Source organism: Zunongwangia sp. L-65, from assembly GCF_056859415.1.
The window spans coordinates 114,257-131,233 of sequence record NZ_JBSXOK010000076.1; the positions used below are offsets into that span (position 1 = coordinate 114,257).

The following is a 16,977-nucleotide window of genomic DNA, read 5'->3' on the forward strand; positions in this document are numbered from 1 at the left end:
GGCGACTTAGGGCTAATACCTGCAAAACTTCTATGAAAAAATAGCGTGTCTTAAATGCTGTCTTTCAATAAATTTATTTCTGCTTCGATCTTCTGTTCTAAATCTAATAATATTGATTCTTTAAATAGGCTAAATTCTTCTAATCTTACTGCAAGATACTCCAAATTATAGAAACAACAATTCTGTGCTGAGCCTTTTATTTTATGCCCTAACTTGTTTATACCTTCTAAATCCCTATGCTCTATACGCCTTCTTAGCTGCTTGGGATATTCATCCAGACTTTGTTTTACAATTTGCATTAATTGATCGTAAGTTTTTTGATCATGATCAAATTTTTCCAACAATTTTTGCTTGTCAAAATGTTCGAGAATATTTATATCCTCAAAATCTTCCTTTTCATTTAACAAATATTCCTGAATAACAGCTTTAATTGTCTCAAAAACAACTGGCTTAGTAATATAATCGTCCATTCCTGCATCGAGACATCGCTCTTTTTCTCCTTTTACCGTTCTAGCCGTTAATGCGATAATTGGTACATGTTGCTGCTCATTTTGATCAGACTCATATTTTCTAATTTCTTCTGATGCTTCAAAACCACTCATAATGGGCATTTGAATATCCATAAAAATAATATCTAACGGATGCTCCTTGTAAAAAGAAACGGCATCCTGTCCGTTTTCAACTTCAACTATTTCTGCATTAGGCACTGCTTTCGTTAAAATGGTTTTTGCAAGAAATTTATTTACAGGATTATCCTCTGCAATTAAAACTCTGAAGTTATCATCAAAGGTTTTTTCTTTAAATTCATCCACAGGTTTTTCCTCTACACCTTTAAAAGGGGCCTGGATTTGATTTAACATCCTATATAATTGGTCGATCTTAATGGGTTTATTAATATTAAACTGTACATCCAGATCTTCGCAGGCTTTCGCTAATTTTTCTTCCTGTGCAGAACTGTGTAAAAGAATTAAGGGTAATTGTTCTGCATCTAATTTTAAGTCATTTCTTAAGTGAGCAATAAAATCGATTCCTGTCATATAAGGCATATTATAATCAACAATAGCCAATTGATATGTATTCTCTTTTTCTAAAAGGTTTAAGGCCTCGATAGCATTGGAGGCTGCATGGCATTGTATATCCTCTATCGCTAACATTTCTTTCAAGATAACCTGGTTATTATAATTATCGTCTATAATAAGCACATTAGTAATCTTGCTAGAATTCTCATCTAAAAAAGAAGCACCTTCTTCAGACTCAAAATACACCTTAAATGAAAAGCTAGACCCTATACCGGGTTCACTTTGTACATCAAGCTTGCTATTCATTAAATATAACAGCTTGTTAGAAATAGTAAGCCCTAAACCGGTTCCGCCGTATTTTCTGGTGGTACTGGAATCTTCCTGATCGAAGGCTTTAAAAATCCGTTCCAGATTTTGTGGGGCTATGCCTATACCCGTGTCTCTTACTATAAAAGTATATTCCCGTTGATGTTCTGTATTCTTATTTCCTGCCTCAATCCTAAGCTCTATTTCTCCCTTGTTGGTGAATTTAACTGCATTCCCCAGTAAATTGGTTAAGATTTGACGAATTCTAACGGAATCACCATAAATATACCGATCTACTTTCTGGCTAATATTTAGTAACACTTCTAAACCCTTTTCATGCGCTTTATGTTTAACAACATCTATGGTTTGGCCACATAGTTCAATAATATTTATTTTTTCTACACTAAGTTCTAATTTCCCCGCCTCAATCTTGGAAAAATCAAGAATATCGTTTATTAAATCTAATAGTGTATTTGCCGAATTATATACCGTCTCCATGTATTGTTTCTGGCTGGTATTTAATTCCGTCTTCATTAAAAGATCGGTAAAACCTATCACTCCATTTAAGGGGGTTCTAATTTCATGACTCATATTCGCCAGGAACTCAGACTTAGATTTACTGGCGGCCTCCGCTTTTAATTTGGCTTCTACTAGAGAATTTTCCATTTCTTTACGCCTGGTGATATCTTGTATTGTTGCCAAAATGATATCCTTCCCATTCGTATCTTTTATTTTAGCTCCATTCACCAAGGCGGGAAAAGTTGTCCCGTCCTTTTTTATAAAACTTTTCTCAAAAGCTTCTACTTTTTCATTTAAAACCACTTTTTTAAACTTATCGCTTACCAGTGGAATAAATTCTTTTGGAACAATTTTTCGGTAGGAAATCCCGGTAAATTCTTCTTTAGTATATCCCGAGGAAGTTATAAGTGATTGATTGGCTTCTATAAAAGTTCCGTTTTCCACATCAATTAGGCCAATACCTATTGGAGAAAGCTCATATAAAGACCTAAACCTCACCTCATTTTCTTTAATTTTTCTTTCGGCTATTTTTCGGTCGGTAATATCACTTTGAGTGCCAATCATACGCAGTGGCTTTTTATCTTCTGTCCACTCTACAACTTTACCACGGTCTAAAATCCATTTGTATTCCCCATCTTTACACTTAATTCTTTTTTCTACATGATATATAGGTAGCTTTCCCGTAAAATAATCCTGTAAAGCTTTTTCAGATTTTTCCAGATCTTTCGGGTGGATTCTTTTATCCCATTCTTCTACACTGGTAAGATCATCGGTTTCTTCAAAACCAAGCATTTCTTTTGCTCTTAACGATAAAAACTGGGTATTGCTATCTACAAACCAATCCCAAATACCATCTCCAGATCCTTCTAAAGCAAATTGCCAACGTTGCTCGCTTTTCTTCAGCTCTTCCTGTATTGCTTTTAACTGGCTTATATCTGTCGCTACACCTACATAACCGGTGATTACACCTTCGCTATTCTTAATAGCTGTAATTACAAGTTGAACCGGGAAACGTTCTCCGTTTTTACGAATATATGTCCATTCCAGCGATTCATAATCTTTTATCTTTGGCCCTGCAGTAAAAACATCAAAACCTTTTATTTCTTCTCCGTACTTTTTAGATAGCTCTATTTCACGTTCTTTTATTTCCTGCTTATCATGGAAAATAAAAAATTTTTCTTTCTCGATCATTTCTTCAGCTTTATAGCCAAAGAAATTTTCTGCTCCCTTATTAAATTTCTTTATTACACCATCCAAGTCACTTTCTATAATCGATACCTGCGTGGTGGCATCCATCATATTTTGAAGTTCCCGATAACTTTTATTAATATTTTCCTGAGCTTCTTTTGCCGCGGTAATATCGTTGATCTGAGAAATAAAATATAAAGGCTTGCCATTTTCGTCTTTTTGTAAAGACACGGTTAATAATCCCCATAATAAATGTCCTTCCTTATGAATATAGCGTTTCTCCATATTATAAGTATCGATTTCACCGGCCATCAATTTAGATAATAGCTTAAGGTCTTTATCTAAATCTTCATGATAGGTAACATCCATAAAAGACATTTCTAGTAACTCTTCCTGGGTGTAACCAATCATCTTACTAAGATTTCTATTTACATTAACCCACTTGCCATCTAAAGAAACCAATGCCATCCCGTTTGGAGAATAATCAAATGCACTTTTAAACTGGCTTGCATTTTTAAACGACTCGGCCTCAAGCAGCTTTCTTAAGGTGATATCCTCTACCTGAGCGATGATTAATCTTGGTGAACCGTCCTCTGCTCTAAGCAAAGACGTAAACGATTGTAACCAAATTATTCTGCCGTGATCCTTATAAAATCGGTATTCGATTCTATAATTATCAAACTTCCCTTGCAGCAACTTTTTCCTTTTTTCAGAAATTAGCTCAAAATCTTCCTCAAAAATTTGATTTTGAAAAGAAAATTTTTGTATTTCTTGGCTTGATAAGCTCTCCAATCCAAAGATTTTTTTAGCCGATTCGTTAGCATGGTAAACTTCATTAGTCTTAGGATCTATAAGAATAATTCCTAATGGAGAATTATCAAAAATATCTCGAAATCTAGACTGGGTTAATTTAAGTTCGTTTTCCTTTAATTTTTGCTCGGTAATGTCCTGAAATGCACCATATACCCTAATCGTTCTTCCGGCTTCTTGTTCGGCATTACCAAAAACCTTTACCCATTTTATATGACCTTTCGCCGTTAAGATTTGAAAATTATCAATATAAGAACCACCATTCTCAGCGACTTCCGTAAAAATTCTGGTTATTCGGTCTCTATTCTCTCCTTCCAAATAAAAGTCTAATCCAGTTTGCATACTGGGTACAAAATCCTCATCCACTTCATGAATGTCTTTAGTGACTTTGGTCCAATGAATTTGATTATTTACCAGATCAACCATCCAGCCACCTACTCTGGCAACTTCATTGGTCTTTTCAAATATTTCATTTAGCTTTTTTAGATAACTATTCTCATCATGAAGATGTAAATATTCCTCTTTAAAAGGAATATGTCGTTGTAGGATAAATATATATTCTGTTCCCGCTGCTAATTCCACCTTTACTTTTTTGAAATAAAACCGCCATTTACTGGTATCCATTTCAGGCTTATAGCAGTCGTAAGTTTCATCACTTTTTTCAGATTCTATAAAATTCCTTATAACCTCCGGAAAACTAATTTCTTTATTAGTTAATTCACAAAGTTTTTTAAAGTCAAGTGTTTTTTTACGATTTGGTACAGATTGAAAATTTCCCCAAATTGCTTTCTTCTTCACATCAACAAACCAGATGCATTCAAAAAGATGTTCTCCAAACCAATCGATAAGATTCGGATTTTCTGCTAGTAGATTATTAAACGAAGTATGTAAATCTTTAAAGTGTAGGACCATATATAATTTTGGTAACTAATAGTTCTACTCCTAACTTAAAAGTAGAATTTGTATACCATCTAATTTAAAAAATTACTATTTCTTGTATACCAAAAATTAAACTAGGTTGCAAAATACCAAATATTGCAAAAATCATCTAGTTTTTTAAAAATTCTTTGCTAATAAAGGATTAAGTAATTACTTACAGTTTATTACCCCAGATTTAAATCATTTAAAATACAAGACATTTCCCTTACTGCAGCCTATGCGACATAAATTAGCTTTATAAATCATTTTCTACGAATCTGGGAGGAGGTATGTTAAATAAATGCTTAAGTACCTTTTAAGATGTTATCCTATAGTTTGAAAGTCTTAATTTAGTCGATAAAATCCTAATTAGTTTTAGGCTGCATTAGACTAGCATATATAACATTGCAATGAAAGAAGAAGAAATCGAAGCAAAGGAACAGGAGAAAAAACAGGAAAATATAGATAAAGAACTTAAAGATTCTACTTCATTATCTGGAGACAGTACCAAATCTCATGGAGAGATCCTGAAACAACAAATCGTTGAAGGGCAGGAAACCTATGATCGTACACCGCAAAGTATTTTATTAAGTTCAATTACTGCTGGCCTGGAAATTGGCTTCAGTTATCTGCTTTTATGTTCTGTCTTTTATTTTTTTAGTGACAGCCTTCAAGAGGAAAGCCTATTTAAAATCATGGCTTTTGTCTATCCTATTGGATTTATTATGGTGATACTTGGTCAATCTATTTTATTTACAGAACAAACTTCACTACTTACCCTACCTGTATTAAACAACAAAAGAAGTATTAAAAGTTTGTTGAAAATCTGGGGGACGGTAATCGCAGGTAATCTTCTTGGTGGCTACATTATTGCGTTTATCCTAATTTGGATTGGCCCAAAACTTAATCTTTTTGAGCATAATACAATAGAAAAAATTGCGCATCACGTTACCGATTATAATGGTTTTGTGATCTTTGTAAGCGCCATTTTAGCAGGATGGCTTATGGGCTTACTTTCATGGCTTATAACCTCCTCTCGTGATACCATGAGCCGTATTTTTATCATTTTTATAATTACTGCAACAATGGCCTTTACCGGGCTTCACCACAGTATTATAGGTAGTATAGAAGTTTTTGCCGGTATGATTGTATCGCCAAATATCGAAATTCTGGATTATCTTAAATTTCAAAGTTTTGGATTATTAGGAAACTCTATTGGTGGTGGTGTTTTTGTAGCGCTATTAAAATACAGGGCTTTTGTGTACAATATCGATATGGAACGTAGAAATTATTAGTTGAAATATATAAAATGACTTCAGAAAAATTTAAAACAGGTTGGATTGGTTTAGGAAAAATGGGAAATCCCATGTCTAAACAAATTTTAAAAGCAGGATATCCATTAAGAGTTTATAATCGCTCTCAGGAAAAAACAAAAGCTTTAGAAACCGAAGGAGCAACCGCTGCCACAACGGCTAAAGAATTGGTTGAAAAAACAGATGCTATTTTCATTATGGTTTCTAATGACGAGGCTGTAAGTGAAATCTTCAATCAGGAAAACGGAATTTTTTCTGCGGAAGTAAAAAATAAGATCTTTATAAATGCCAGTACAATTTCTCCGGAATTAAGCATTTCCCTTTCCAAAGAATTAAAAAATAAAAATGCATTTTATCTGGATGCTCCCGTATCTGGGAGTGTAAAACAAGCTGAAGATGCAACGTTGGTAAGTATTGTTGGTGGAGAGAAAGCAATCTTCGATAAAGTAAAACCGGTTTTAGAGGCCTACTCTAAAAAAGTTATTCTTGTGGGAGAAAATGGTGTTGGAAATGCTGCAAAATTAGCGGTAAATACTTACTTAGGGATCTTAACACAGGGACTTGCTGAGATTATTCAATTTTCACGTACAAAAAATGTAAAAACTGAAGATCTTATGGAGATTATTAATAACAGCGCCTTAGGAAGTACTTTTGGAAAAATTAAAGGAGAAGCGGCTATTAACGAAAATTACAATGCAGCCTTTACTTTAGAGCATCTTACCAAAGATTTAAGACTGGCGCAAAACAGCGGATTTGACAAACCGGTTGGAAATGCTGCGTATAACACCTTTAAAAACGCCGAAGCTGAACTTGGAGCTGAAGATGTTATTGCCATTATCAAGAAACTATCTTAAATTCTTAAAATAATTACCTAAAGAAGAATGTTTTATGTAATTATTTTAAGCTGATATTATTTAGTTCATATCCCGATTTCGTATGAAACAAAAATAATTAATTGCGGTTACCGATTAGATTTGCACTGGGATTGCATAAGTCCCGGTGTACTTTTACACCATGTCACACCACCACCATCACCACCATAATCAATCGGGTAAAAACCTGAAGCTCGCGTTTTTCCTAAACTTAGGATTTACAATTTTAGAATTTTTCGGCGGAATTTACGTAAACAGTATCGCCATCATGTCTGATGCGGTTCACGACCTTGGCGATAGCCTTTCTTTGGGAACAGCCTGGTATCTCGATAAAAAATCTAAAAAAGGAGCAGACGAAAAATACAGCTTTGGCTATAAGCGATTTTCGCTACTGGGAGCTTTAATAAATAGTATTGTCCTAATTGCTGGATCTGTTTACGTTATTTCTGAAGCTATTGAAAGACTTTTTGATCCACAACCTTCAGATGCACAAGGAATGATCGTTTTTGCCATTGTAGGCGTTTTAGTAAATGGTTTTGCAGCCTGGAAACTAAGTGGCGGCACCAGTCTCAATGAAAAAGCGGTTTCCTGGCATTTACTTGAAGATGTTTTAGGTTGGGTAGCGGTATTAATCGTTGCAATCGTACTAAATTTTACAGATAATCAATATTTAGATCCTGCCCTATCGCTGTTAATTACGCTGTATATTCTTTACAATGTAATACTTAGGCTTAAGGAGACACTGTACATTTTTCTACAGGGAGTTCCTAAAGAAATTAAACCCGAAAAAATTAAAAAAGATATCCTAAAAATCGACAATATCGACTCGTTACATCATATGCATATCTGGTCTTTGGAAGGAGAGCATCACGTTTTCACCTCCCATATAAAACTGAAGAATATTACTGAATTTAACGAATTACTCGAGGTAAAAAAACAGATAAAAGAGGTTTTAAAAGCATATCATTTTGATCATTACACCATCGAAACCGAACTAGATAATGAAAGCTGTGAACTGCTTACCAGCGAAGAGCATGAGCATGATGACCACAATCGCAATCATCATAAACATTCTCATTAAAATTTACCAAATTCGATATTCTACGCCTAAATTTAAAATGATTCCTCTAATCTCATTCTCTCTTTTTATTGCTCCAAAATAAGTGCGAAAATTCACTAATATCGTCTTGCTTATATGATGTCCCACACCCAGATTTAATCCGGCATCAAAAGAATCTCCGTCGCGCATTATAAAATTATCACTCTCGCCTTCGATCACCTGGTAATCAGATTGTAAATTGCGATCTACAATAAAGCAAACTGTGGTCCTGCTTCAAAAAACAGTCCGTTTGTTACATAAAACCGAGACATTAAGGGCACTAAAATGCTTAATTCGTGAATGCTATATTTATACTCGTAAGTTGAAGATGAAATGGGATTGCCATAATAGTCGAAAGCAGGAACACTTAGATCATCTTTTAAAACTTTGCTTCCCTGTAATCCAAATAAAACCTCTGGCTGAAATTGGTAATTTCCAGACCTAAATGCATAGAACGCTCCCGCATAAAATCCTGGCTTAAATTTAAAATCCCCTCGATTTCTAAAACGATAATCGTTACCAGATGCGTCGGTGAATTTCGCTAAATTCCCGCCTGCTTTTACTCCAAACTGGTGCTCCTGCGCAGTAATTTTAAATACTGAAAATAATAAAACGATAAAAAATAAATTCCTGATATTCATTTTGATTGATTTATGTGATTGACTTTTTGATTCATTATAATTTGCTGAAATCGGCGATAAATATAGAATTATTTTGCAATCAGAATCGATAAATTTTTCAAGCTTTTTTATCAGTTCATTCTTCAGAATTTACAGTCTTTGTATATTCAGGCCTTAAAACCTCAACACTCTCAAAACGCATGAAAAGAAAGTTTACAAAAAATTTGGGAATGGCAGCGATCGTATTATTTGCGGCCTGTAAAAACGACTCCCAAAATAAAGATGATGCTATGGAAAACAATGTTATTATTGCTGAATGGACCGGTCCGTACCAGGGAATACCGGCTTTTGATAAAATGAAAGTTGAAATGCTGAAACCTGCAATTCTTGAAGGGATGCAGCAACACCTTGAAGAAATAGACAGTATCGCGAATAATCCTGAAGCTGCCACTTTCGAAAATACGATTATCCCTTTCGAAAAATCTGGTGAAGCACTGGATCGTGCTTTTACATACTACGGGATTTTTAGCAGCAATCTTTCTTCTCCAGAATTTAGGGAAATTCAAAAAGAATTATCCCCTAAAATATCCGAATATAGTTCTAAGATTTCACAAAACGAACAGCTTTTTCAACGAATCAAAGCAGTCTACGAGCAATCTCAGGAAAAGGCCTTAGACTCGGCTGAACAGCGCACCATCGATTTAATTTACAAAGATTTTGAAATGGATGGTGCTAATCTTTCCGAAGAAGACAAAAAACGTTATGCTGAAATTAATAAGGAATTATCTGAATTATATACGCAATTTTCTAATAATGTCTTGGCAGATGAAGAAGGTTATGTGACCTATATCGATAGCACTCAACTTAGCGGTTTGCCGGAAAGTTATATTAAATCTGCAGCCAGTGCCGCAAGCGAAAGAGATCATCAGGGAGAATTTGCAATCACCAATACACGCTCTTCAATGGATCCGTTTTTAACCTATTCTGATGAACGCGAACTTCGGGAAAAAGTGTGGAGAACATACTATTCTCGCGGAAATAACGGAGATAATCATGATAACAACCAGGTGATCAAAAAGATCTTAGAACTTCGTGACGAACGGGTTGCGCTTTTAGGCTATGATAACTATGCGCAATGGCGTTTGCAAGATCGAATGGCAAAAACACCAAAACAAGCCATGGAGCTTATGGAAGCAGTTTGGCCTGCGGCCCTTGGCCGTGTTGAAGAAGAAATTAAAGACATGCAGGAACTTGCAAATAAAGAAGGAAAAGATATAAAAATACAAGCCTGGGATTATCGCTATTATATGGAAAAGGTGAGAAAAGAAAAATACGACCTGGATAGCGAAGAAATAAAACAATACCTACAATTAGACAATCTTAAAAAGGCTATATTTTACGTAGCAGGAGAACTTTTTAATTTCGATTTTACTCCGGTAGATACCAGCCTTGTACCGGTTTTTCATCCAGATGTGAGTGTTTACGAAGTTAACGATAAAACAAATGGAGAAGTCGTTGGGCTTTGGTATTTAGATCCTTATGCACGTCCAGGCAAACGTTCTGGAGCCTGGGCTACTACATATCGAAGTAAAGATGAATTAAGTGGTAACAAACCCGTATTGGCTTCTAATAATTCAAATTTTGTAAAACCGGCAAAAGGAGAACCTACACTGGTAAGCTGGGACGATGCTGAAACTTTTTTCCATGAATTTGGACACGCATTGCATTTTCTCTCTGCAAAGATTAAGTATCCAAAGTTGAATAGCGGTGTTAGGGATTATACTGAATTTCAGTCACAATTATTAGAACGTTGGTTATCTACAGATGCAGTGATCGATCAATTTTTAAGACATTATGAAACCGGTGAACCAATGCCTGAAGCATTAGTAAAAAAGATCAAAAAAGCGGCTACTTTCAATCAGGGATTTGGCACCACCGAATTTTTAGCTGCGGCTTTAATGGATATGAAATATCACACCACCGATCCTTCTAAAATTAATGATGTACAGGAGTTTGAAAAGCAGCAACTCGATGAACTTGGATTACCTGAAAAAATTCCAATGCGTCACAGGTCTACACAATTTAGCCATATTTTTTCTGGCGAAGGCTATGCAGCCGGATATTATGGTTATTTATGGGCAGATGTTTTAACTGCCGATGCTGCTGAAGCTTTTGCCGAAGCTCCAGATGGTTTCTATGATAAGGAAACAGCGCATAAACTGGTTAAATATTTATTTGCACCAAGAAATGCTATGGATCCCGCTAAGGCCTACAAAAAATTTAGAGGTAGAAATGCTAATATCGACGCCTTAATGCGTGATCGTGGATTCCCAGTGCCCAAAAATTAAAATGTATTTACTACATCTTAGCTCTTAGTTTTAGAGACTTTAATTATAAAATAAAAGCCATTCTGTTACAGAATGGCTTTTTCTATTAGTATAGAAAATTAAAACGATTTCTGGAAATCAATACCCAGGAAGGAAATTAAATAAACGTTAAATTCAAAAAACAATGTAAGCACTTACCTTTTTATTTGACTACATTTGCGTAAGCACTTACATAGTTTAAATAGAATTTAAATATGACCTGAAATTGAAAAACAATTTTCTAAACAAATGAGTTATGATCTTAGAAAGAACAAACAATTTAGCATTAGACATTAGAGAACTCAATGCGATGAATTTAGAACACATTGCATCAACTTTTTTACCAAAAACAACTATTGGTAACGATAAAACCGATCCATATATTGGTAAATTCCTTACCTTTTTAAAAGCAGAACTAAACCTGGATAATCACCAGGCCAAAAACTATCATTTGTTGTGGTCACGTGAACAGGAAACAATTGGTTTCGCCAGTGTCACTGCTATAAGAAAAGGAAAAGAAGCCAGGATCAAATTTACGGTGTTTGATCATGCTAATTTAAGTAGGGAGGAAAGTGAAAATAGTATTATTTCTTCAGTAGATAAGATTTTCGAAAAATTCGATCTAAAGAGAGCGATTATCAGTATCGATACTAAAAAAGAAAATCAACCAGAAAAAGATCTTTTAAGACTTTATGAATACTATCCTATTGGTATGGTTCATTTGGAAAATCCTGTAAAAGAATATGTGATTTTACGTGAAGAAAAAAATACTGCAAGTCAGTCATTTTACATCTTATAAATTTTAGGCACTAACCACTTAAGGGCTGCCCAAAAAGACTGTTCTTATAAAAATATAATTGCTCAATCCCTATAACTTGTCGGGATTGGGCAATTAAAGTTTATAGGATAATTAAAAACTCCGATAATCAAGTAAATTTTTCTTTATTAAAACTGCTTAAGTGTTTACTTTTACTGCTAGTTCTTAAATAAAATTTATGGAGAATGACTTTTTGGTGGAAATGGGATATGCAGGCTTAACAGGAAGATTAAAAAGATTAAGCGATGCCTTTGTATATTCTACCCGGCAATTTTACAGGGATCACGGCCTGGAAATTGAACCCAACTGGCATATGATTTTTCTGTTATTGCAAAAACATGAAAAGTTAACCGTGATGCAAATTGCGGAAAAACTGCACCTCTCCCACCCTGCTATCGTACAACTGGTTGATAAAATGAAGAAAAAGGGCTATATCAATTCGGTTAAAGACCAAAAAGACAAACGTAAACACCTACTCCGACTTTCTAAAAAAGCAAAGGATAAATTACCTGAAATTGAACGTCACTGGAAAGCAGGCGACGAAGCGGTAAAAGAAATAATGAATCACAGCAAAGCTATCCTGGACCATCTTGCTATCCTTGAAAACAATATGGATGAAGCCGACTTTAGGGAGCGCTCAGAAAAAAACCTGAAGAAATTTTAACAAGGAGGAAGTATTTTTTCTACACCGGATTTTACGACAATCCTCTATTCTCATTTTTTTATTTTTGCTGAACAATTTTTGCTATGCATCGCTATTTTAAAATCTACAAACCTTACGGCTATCTTAGTCAGTTTATCACCAACGAAAAACCCAGAAAGAAGAAAAAATTATTGGGAGAGCTTGGTAATTTTCCTGAAGAAACCATGGCCGTGGGCAGGTTGGATCAGGACTCTGAAGGACTTTTACTTTTAACTACCAATGGAAAAGAAAGTGCCAGAATTACCGGAAGCAGTGTAGAAAAAGAATATTACGTTCAGGTAGATGGTGATATTACTGAAGAAGCTGTAGCATTATTAAAAAATGGCGTAGAGATAAGTATTAACGGCTCAAAATACCAAACGCTGCCCTGTAAAGCTTTTAAATTAGAAAACCGACCTGTTTTTCCTGAACGCGCAAAAAAGATAAGGGACGAGCGCCACGGCCCAACCAGCTGGGTTTCGATCACACTTACTGAAGGGAAATTCCGCCAGGTAAAAAAAATGACGGCGGCTGTTGGTTTCCCAACACTTCGTTTGGTTCGTGTACGAATAGGAAATGAAAAACTAAACGATATGGATAGCGGTGAAGTAATCGAACTTCAAAAATTTGATAGCTAAAATTACCAATATTGAGTTTGATTTATGGTGAATTATTTTCAATAAGCTTCAGAATATTCATTTTTTGCTTGCTTAATAAAATCACACCTTTAAATAAAGCCGCTATTTCCGATTAAGTATTTTTGCCAACTCTATATTTAGTTCGAATTATAATGGGATAATACAAAATCTATATACGAAATCATGGAAATTACTTTTAATGAATTCTTTTCATTTCCGTAGTTAATATCAACCCCATGTATTATTTCATGACGATTTAGTCGAATTGGGAATTTTTCAATTTCTTTTTCCCAACTATTAATACTTGCTTTCTTAAAAATAGGAGACAATATAAAGTCTGAATACTTTAGATTTTTGTTCTCCAATTTTTCTTTAATCTGTGGTAAGTAATTCTTATTCACAAAAAATTTGGCCTCTAAAATATCATTACATATGCCATCAATTTGAGTTAATAAAATACAGATAGAAGCACAATAATAACCTTTGTTATAAGACTCAAAAGCTTCATTTAATATTTCTTTTCTGCTAGAATATTTCTCGACTAATCTTTTTCTAATTTTTTCAATTTTACCTTTATAATAATCTGTAAAATAAGCATCAAGTTTTTCAGGAAGATTATTATAAATATGCTTAAGACATGTGTTTATATTTATTCCACTGTTTTTTGAGAAATCATCTATATACCACCCATAAGTTGCGGTCTTGTATATGACCATCGCAACTTTTTCAGTATTTAGATGGCTGTACTGAGCAAATAATCTATTAACCTCATGTAGCCTAGTTATAGACTTAACTAATGATTCATATCCTTCTTTTAAGTCATTATTATTATTTACAGAATATTTCATTAAAAAATTTTCACCAACATCAATTATCAATTAAAATAAGCTTCCATTTCTGCTACAGCTCCGCCGCTATAACTTCTAGAATCTGCCGCACCATAACGCATTCCGGTTTCAGGATCGATATAAATTCCCATCGCTCTACCCTGGCTACTTCTTGTACCTGTTTCGTGCCCCATTTCTTCGTAAATTCTTTTGGTGTCTGGAGAGAATCCCCATTCTTCAAAATAAGTAATATCAGGCAACCATTGATGATGAATTCTTGGTGATTCTATCGCTTTAGCAATATCCAGATCGTAATCTATGGTATTCAAAATAACCTGAAGCACAGTGTTAATGATCGTCCTACCACCAGGGCTGCCAATTGCTAGCACCGTTTTTCCGTCTTTTGCGACGATCACCGGACTCATACTGGAAAGCATTCTTTTTTCCGGAGCGATTAAATTAGGGGCTGTACCTATTAAACCTCGTGAATTCGTGTAACCCGGAATTGGATTAAAATCTCCCATTTCGTTATTCAGTAAAAATCCGGCTCCTTCTACCACATATTTAGAACCGTAACTCTGCTCTAACGTATAAGTAAGCGAAACCGCATTGCCTTCTTTATCTACAACAGATAAATGTGTGGTTTCTTTACTCTCGTATTTTAAATGCCCTTTATTAAAATTAGCCGAATCACTCTCTGAAGCTGCATCCATCAAAATCGATTTTCGAAGTTTTTCAGCATAATTTTTCGAAGTCAGTTCTTCCAAAGGCATATTAGGATTAAAGTTGGTGTCTCCTAAATACATGGCGCGATCTGCAAAAGCGCGGCGCATCGCTTCAGTAATTAAATGTAAAGAAGTAGCCGAATTTTGTCCAAATTCAGCCATATCATAGCCTTCTAGGATATTCAGCATTTCTACTACCGCAACTCCGCCAGAACTTGGTGGAGGCATTCCTATAATATCATAACCACGGTAAGTGCCTTTGATGGGCTTCATTTCTTCAGCTTCATACCTAGCAAGATCTTCTTCAGTAATAATTCCACCATTATTAGCCATAAAATCGGCCAACAATTCGGCTGTTTTGCCTTTATAAAAACCATCTGGCCCATGCTTTTGAATTCTTTTTAAGGTCTTATATAAATCCTTCTGAACCAGAATTTCACCATTCTTATAAAGACTACCGTCCTCTTTTAAAAATATCTCTGCAGTACTTGCGTAATCATCTTTGTGTTCCTTAACCCACTTAAAAAACCACTGCATATCTTCACTTACCGGATATCCCTTTTTTGCTAATTTCAATGCAGGTTTTAAAAGATCTTTCCAATCTAATTTTCCAAATTTTTGATGTGCTTTATAAAGTCCAGCAACCGTTCCCGGAACGCCAACCGCTAACAATCCGTCATGATTGGAATTGTCTTTTACTTTGCCATCTTCCCCAAGATACATGGTTTCTGTAGCTGCTAAAGGTGCTTTTTCCCTAAAATTGAAAGTAGTTTCTGTACCGTCTTCACCACGATACACCAAAAATCCACCACCACCAATATTTCCGGCAGAAGGTAAAGTTACCGCAAGTGCAAACGCGGTTGCAATGGAAGCATCAACGGCATTACCGCCATCACTAAGAATCTGCGCTCCCGCCTGGGAAGCGAGTTTATGACTACTGGTAACGATCCCTTTTTCTGAAGAAACAGGAATACGACCGCTTTGCGCGAAAGTTGAAAATAATGGCGCAAAACATACAATAATAAGAAATAGTGGGGTATAGATTTTTTTCATAGGTTTAGGAATATAATCGAAAACCTAAACCTAGTCAAATTGTATATTATTTGAAAGAAATTATTCTATTTAAGCTGAAAATTGTGGCTGATACTCAAAGATCTTTCCAAAAAATCTAAAGGTTTCCTGAGCTTTAAGTGTTGCTTTCTGAATTTCTTCTTCTGAAAACTCCCTGGCATTCACTCTTTTCATAAACTCTTTCCAGCCTTGCACATTTTTACGATCTCCGTTAAAAAAATGATGTGTAGAAATTGAAGCTAATTTTGTACAATTTTGAAGTTCTTTCGCGATAAGCATTCCGCCCATTGCAGAACCTTCTAAAACATACGCAGCTCCCAGAGCTTCAATCTTATCCTTACAATGAAATTGATTCTCGAACTGTACTAAAGGTGAAGAAAAATCGATATTTAACATCTTAAGATCTTCAGCTAGTCTTTCACTTTTATCTATAGAAAATTCAGGCTCAAATTGCTTAATTTCGTCTTCAACTATTTTATAAGCTAAATAGTTTTGAAGCAATAGCAATTTATATTCTTCAAGAGTAATACTGTGATCCATGATCAAACCTGCAGTATTATCCTTTTCGATTTCTTTGTGTAATGTGGCTGTTTGTTCTCTAAGCGTCTGCAGCATTGTCTTTCTCGAGTGTTATGCTTTCTATATTCGCACGAATTTTATTAAGACTTATTCGTTGCTCTTCATTTTCAGCATTAATATCGTCTAGATATTGATAGATTTGATTTACAGCAATCTTATTTCGACGTATTTTTTCACGAAGTTCTTCTTTCTCAAGCATATTGAACACCACTTTTTTAAGTAATGGCATCAATTTTTCACCAAGAGTATTCATATGCTTTTTCAGAATAAATCCGGAGGCTCCAGATAGAATGGTATTCGCAGCAAGCTCGTCATCATCTATTGTCCCGGTAACGAATATAAATGGCAAGTTATCATCAAATTGCTTTACCACTTGAAGAATATCCAGACCGGTACAGGTTGGCAAATTATAATCTGATAATACAACATCCGGAACGAAATTGTGTAGTTTATTCTTACAATCCTCTACATTATCTACAAGTTTAATTTCAGGATTTTCTACAATTTTATGAATCTGCATCGTGATAAGATCGGCATCTACCTCATAATCTTCTACCAGCAATATTTTCAGTGCGGTCTTTATCATTTAAAATTTTTGGTTTTTTAGC

General features: G+C 34.9%; 14 protein-coding genes. 7 read left to right on the forward strand and 7 right to left on the reverse strand.

Annotation, left to right across the window (positions count from 1 at the left end; all coding sequences use genetic code 11):
• Positions 1–50: 50 nt before the first annotated feature.
• Positions 51–4,754, reverse strand: coding sequence for a PAS domain S-box protein (locus AC13DP_RS17825; RefSeq protein ID WP_013071718.1), 4,704 nt, complete (start codon positions 4,752–4,754; stop codon positions 51–53).
• Positions 4,755–5,170: 416 nt separating this feature from the next.
• Between AC13DP_RS17825 and AC13DP_RS17830 the strand changes: the two genes are divergently transcribed.
• From AC13DP_RS17830 to AC13DP_RS17840, 3 genes are all read left to right on the forward strand, one after another.
• Complete coding sequence (locus AC13DP_RS17830; RefSeq protein ID WP_013071717.1) at positions 5,171–6,055, forward strand: formate/nitrite transporter family protein; 885 nt, start codon at positions 5,171–5,173, stop codon at positions 6,053–6,055.
• A 14-nt stretch (positions 6,056–6,069) separates the two neighbouring features.
• Positions 6,070–6,927, forward strand: coding sequence for an NAD(P)-dependent oxidoreductase (locus tag AC13DP_RS17835; RefSeq protein ID WP_483068223.1), 858 nt, complete (start codon positions 6,070–6,072; stop codon positions 6,925–6,927).
• A gap of 160 nt (positions 6,928–7,087) precedes the next feature.
• On the forward strand, positions 7,088–8,026 hold the full coding sequence (locus AC13DP_RS17840) for a cation diffusion facilitator family transporter (protein ID WP_483068224.1): 939 nt from the start codon (positions 7,088–7,090) through the stop codon (positions 8,024–8,026).
• Positions 8,027–8,029: 3 nt separating this feature from the next.
• Here AC13DP_RS17840 and AC13DP_RS17845 read toward each other — a convergent pair whose 3' ends face one another.
• A complete protein-coding gene (locus AC13DP_RS17845; protein ID WP_483068225.1) occupies positions 8,030–8,194 on the reverse strand; it encodes a hypothetical protein in 165 nt (54 codons plus the stop codon).
• A gap of 56 nt (positions 8,195–8,250) precedes the next feature.
• A complete protein-coding gene (locus tag AC13DP_RS17850; RefSeq protein WP_483068226.1) occupies positions 8,251–8,685 on the reverse strand; it encodes a porin family protein in 435 nt (144 codons plus the stop codon).
• Between the two features lie 179 nt (positions 8,686–8,864).
• On the opposite strand from AC13DP_RS17850, the gene AC13DP_RS17855 reads away from it, so the two are divergent.
• The 4 genes from AC13DP_RS17855 to AC13DP_RS17870 all read left to right on the forward strand — a co-directional run bounded on the left by AC13DP_RS17855 (position 8,865) and on the right by AC13DP_RS17870 (position 13,167).
• Positions 8,865–11,012 carry a M3 family metallopeptidase gene (locus AC13DP_RS17855; protein WP_483068227.1) on the forward strand — a complete coding sequence of 716 codons (2,148 nt, stop codon included), beginning with the start codon at positions 8,865–8,867 and terminating at the stop codon, positions 11,010–11,012.
• 274 nt (positions 11,013–11,286) lie between these two features.
• On the forward strand, positions 11,287–11,829 hold the full coding sequence (locus tag AC13DP_RS17860) for a hypothetical protein (RefSeq protein WP_013071712.1): 543 nt from the start codon (positions 11,287–11,289) through the stop codon (positions 11,827–11,829).
• 196 nt (positions 11,830–12,025) lie between these two features.
• The gene (locus tag AC13DP_RS17865; protein ID WP_013071711.1) at positions 12,026–12,511 is read left to right on the forward strand and encodes a MarR family winged helix-turn-helix transcriptional regulator; all 486 of its coding nucleotides are present in this window, start codon (positions 12,026–12,028) and stop codon (positions 12,509–12,511) included.
• Between the two features lie 83 nt (positions 12,512–12,594).
• Complete coding sequence (locus AC13DP_RS17870; protein ID WP_483068228.1) at positions 12,595–13,167, forward strand: pseudouridine synthase; 573 nt, start codon at positions 12,595–12,597, stop codon at positions 13,165–13,167.
• 137 nt (positions 13,168–13,304) lie between these two features.
• Here AC13DP_RS17870 and AC13DP_RS17875 read toward each other — a convergent pair whose 3' ends face one another.
• From AC13DP_RS17875 to AC13DP_RS17890, 4 genes are all read right to left on the reverse strand, one after another.
• Positions 13,305–14,015: a hypothetical protein gene (locus tag AC13DP_RS17875; protein WP_347405603.1), complete on the reverse strand. Its 711-nt coding sequence runs from the start codon at positions 14,013–14,015 to the stop codon at positions 13,305–13,307.
• Between the two features lie 26 nt (positions 14,016–14,041).
• Positions 14,042–15,772, reverse strand: a complete 1,731-nt coding sequence (gene ggt, locus AC13DP_RS17880) for a gamma-glutamyltransferase (RefSeq protein ID WP_483068229.1) — start codon at positions 15,770–15,772, stop codon at positions 14,042–14,044.
• A 69-nt stretch (positions 15,773–15,841) separates the two neighbouring features.
• Positions 15,842–16,405 (reverse strand): biliverdin-producing heme oxygenase, encoded by a 564-nt coding sequence (locus AC13DP_RS17885; protein WP_272957486.1) that lies wholly within the window; start codon positions 16,403–16,405, stop codon positions 15,842–15,844.
• A complete protein-coding gene (locus AC13DP_RS17890) occupies positions 16,389–16,955 on the reverse strand; it encodes a response regulator (RefSeq protein WP_483068230.1) in 567 nt (188 codons plus the stop codon). Before AC13DP_RS17890 ends, AC13DP_RS17885 begins: the two co-directional genes overlap by 17 nt.
• Positions 16,956–16,977 lie beyond the last annotated feature (22 nt).

Coding starts and splice junctions, on each gene's coding strand:
- AC13DP_RS17865 (WP_013071711.1), top strand. CDS start 12,026: ATGGAGAATGACTTTTTGGTGGAAATGGGATATGCAGGCTTAACAGGA.
- AC13DP_RS17855 (WP_483068227.1), top strand. CDS start 8,865: ATGAAAAGAAAGTTTACAAAAAATTTGGGAATGGCAGCGATCGTATTA.
- AC13DP_RS17840 (WP_483068224.1), top strand. CDS start 7,088: ATGTCACACCACCACCATCACCACCATAATCAATCGGGTAAAAACCTG.
- AC13DP_RS17830 (WP_013071717.1), top strand. CDS start 5,171: ATGAAAGAAGAAGAAATCGAAGCAAAGGAACAGGAGAAAAAACAGGAA.
- AC13DP_RS17875 (WP_347405603.1), bottom strand. CDS start 14,015: ATGAAATATTCTGTAAATAATAATAATGACTTAAAAGAAGGATATGAA.
- AC13DP_RS17825 (WP_013071718.1), bottom strand. CDS start 4,754: ATGGTCCTACACTTTAAAGATTTACATACTTCGTTTAATAATCTACTA.
- AC13DP_RS17860 (WP_013071712.1), top strand. CDS start 11,287: ATGATCTTAGAAAGAACAAACAATTTAGCATTAGACATTAGAGAACTC.
- AC13DP_RS17835 (WP_483068223.1), top strand. CDS start 6,070: ATGACTTCAGAAAAATTTAAAACAGGTTGGATTGGTTTAGGAAAAATG.
- AC13DP_RS17870 (WP_483068228.1), top strand. CDS start 12,595: ATGCATCGCTATTTTAAAATCTACAAACCTTACGGCTATCTTAGTCAG.
- AC13DP_RS17890 (WP_483068230.1), bottom strand. CDS start 16,955: ATGATAAAGACCGCACTGAAAATATTGCTGGTAGAAGATTATGAGGTA.
- AC13DP_RS17850 (WP_483068226.1), bottom strand. CDS start 8,685: ATGAATATCAGGAATTTATTTTTTATCGTTTTATTATTTTCAGTATTT.
- AC13DP_RS17845 (WP_483068225.1), bottom strand. CDS start 8,194: ATGCGCGACGGAGATTCTTTTGATGCCGGATTAAATCTGGGTGTGGGA.
- ggt (WP_483068229.1), bottom strand. CDS start 15,772: ATGAAAAAAATCTATACCCCACTATTTCTTATTATTGTATGTTTTGCG.
- AC13DP_RS17885 (WP_272957486.1), bottom strand. CDS start 16,405: ATGCTGCAGACGCTTAGAGAACAAACAGCCACATTACACAAAGAAATC.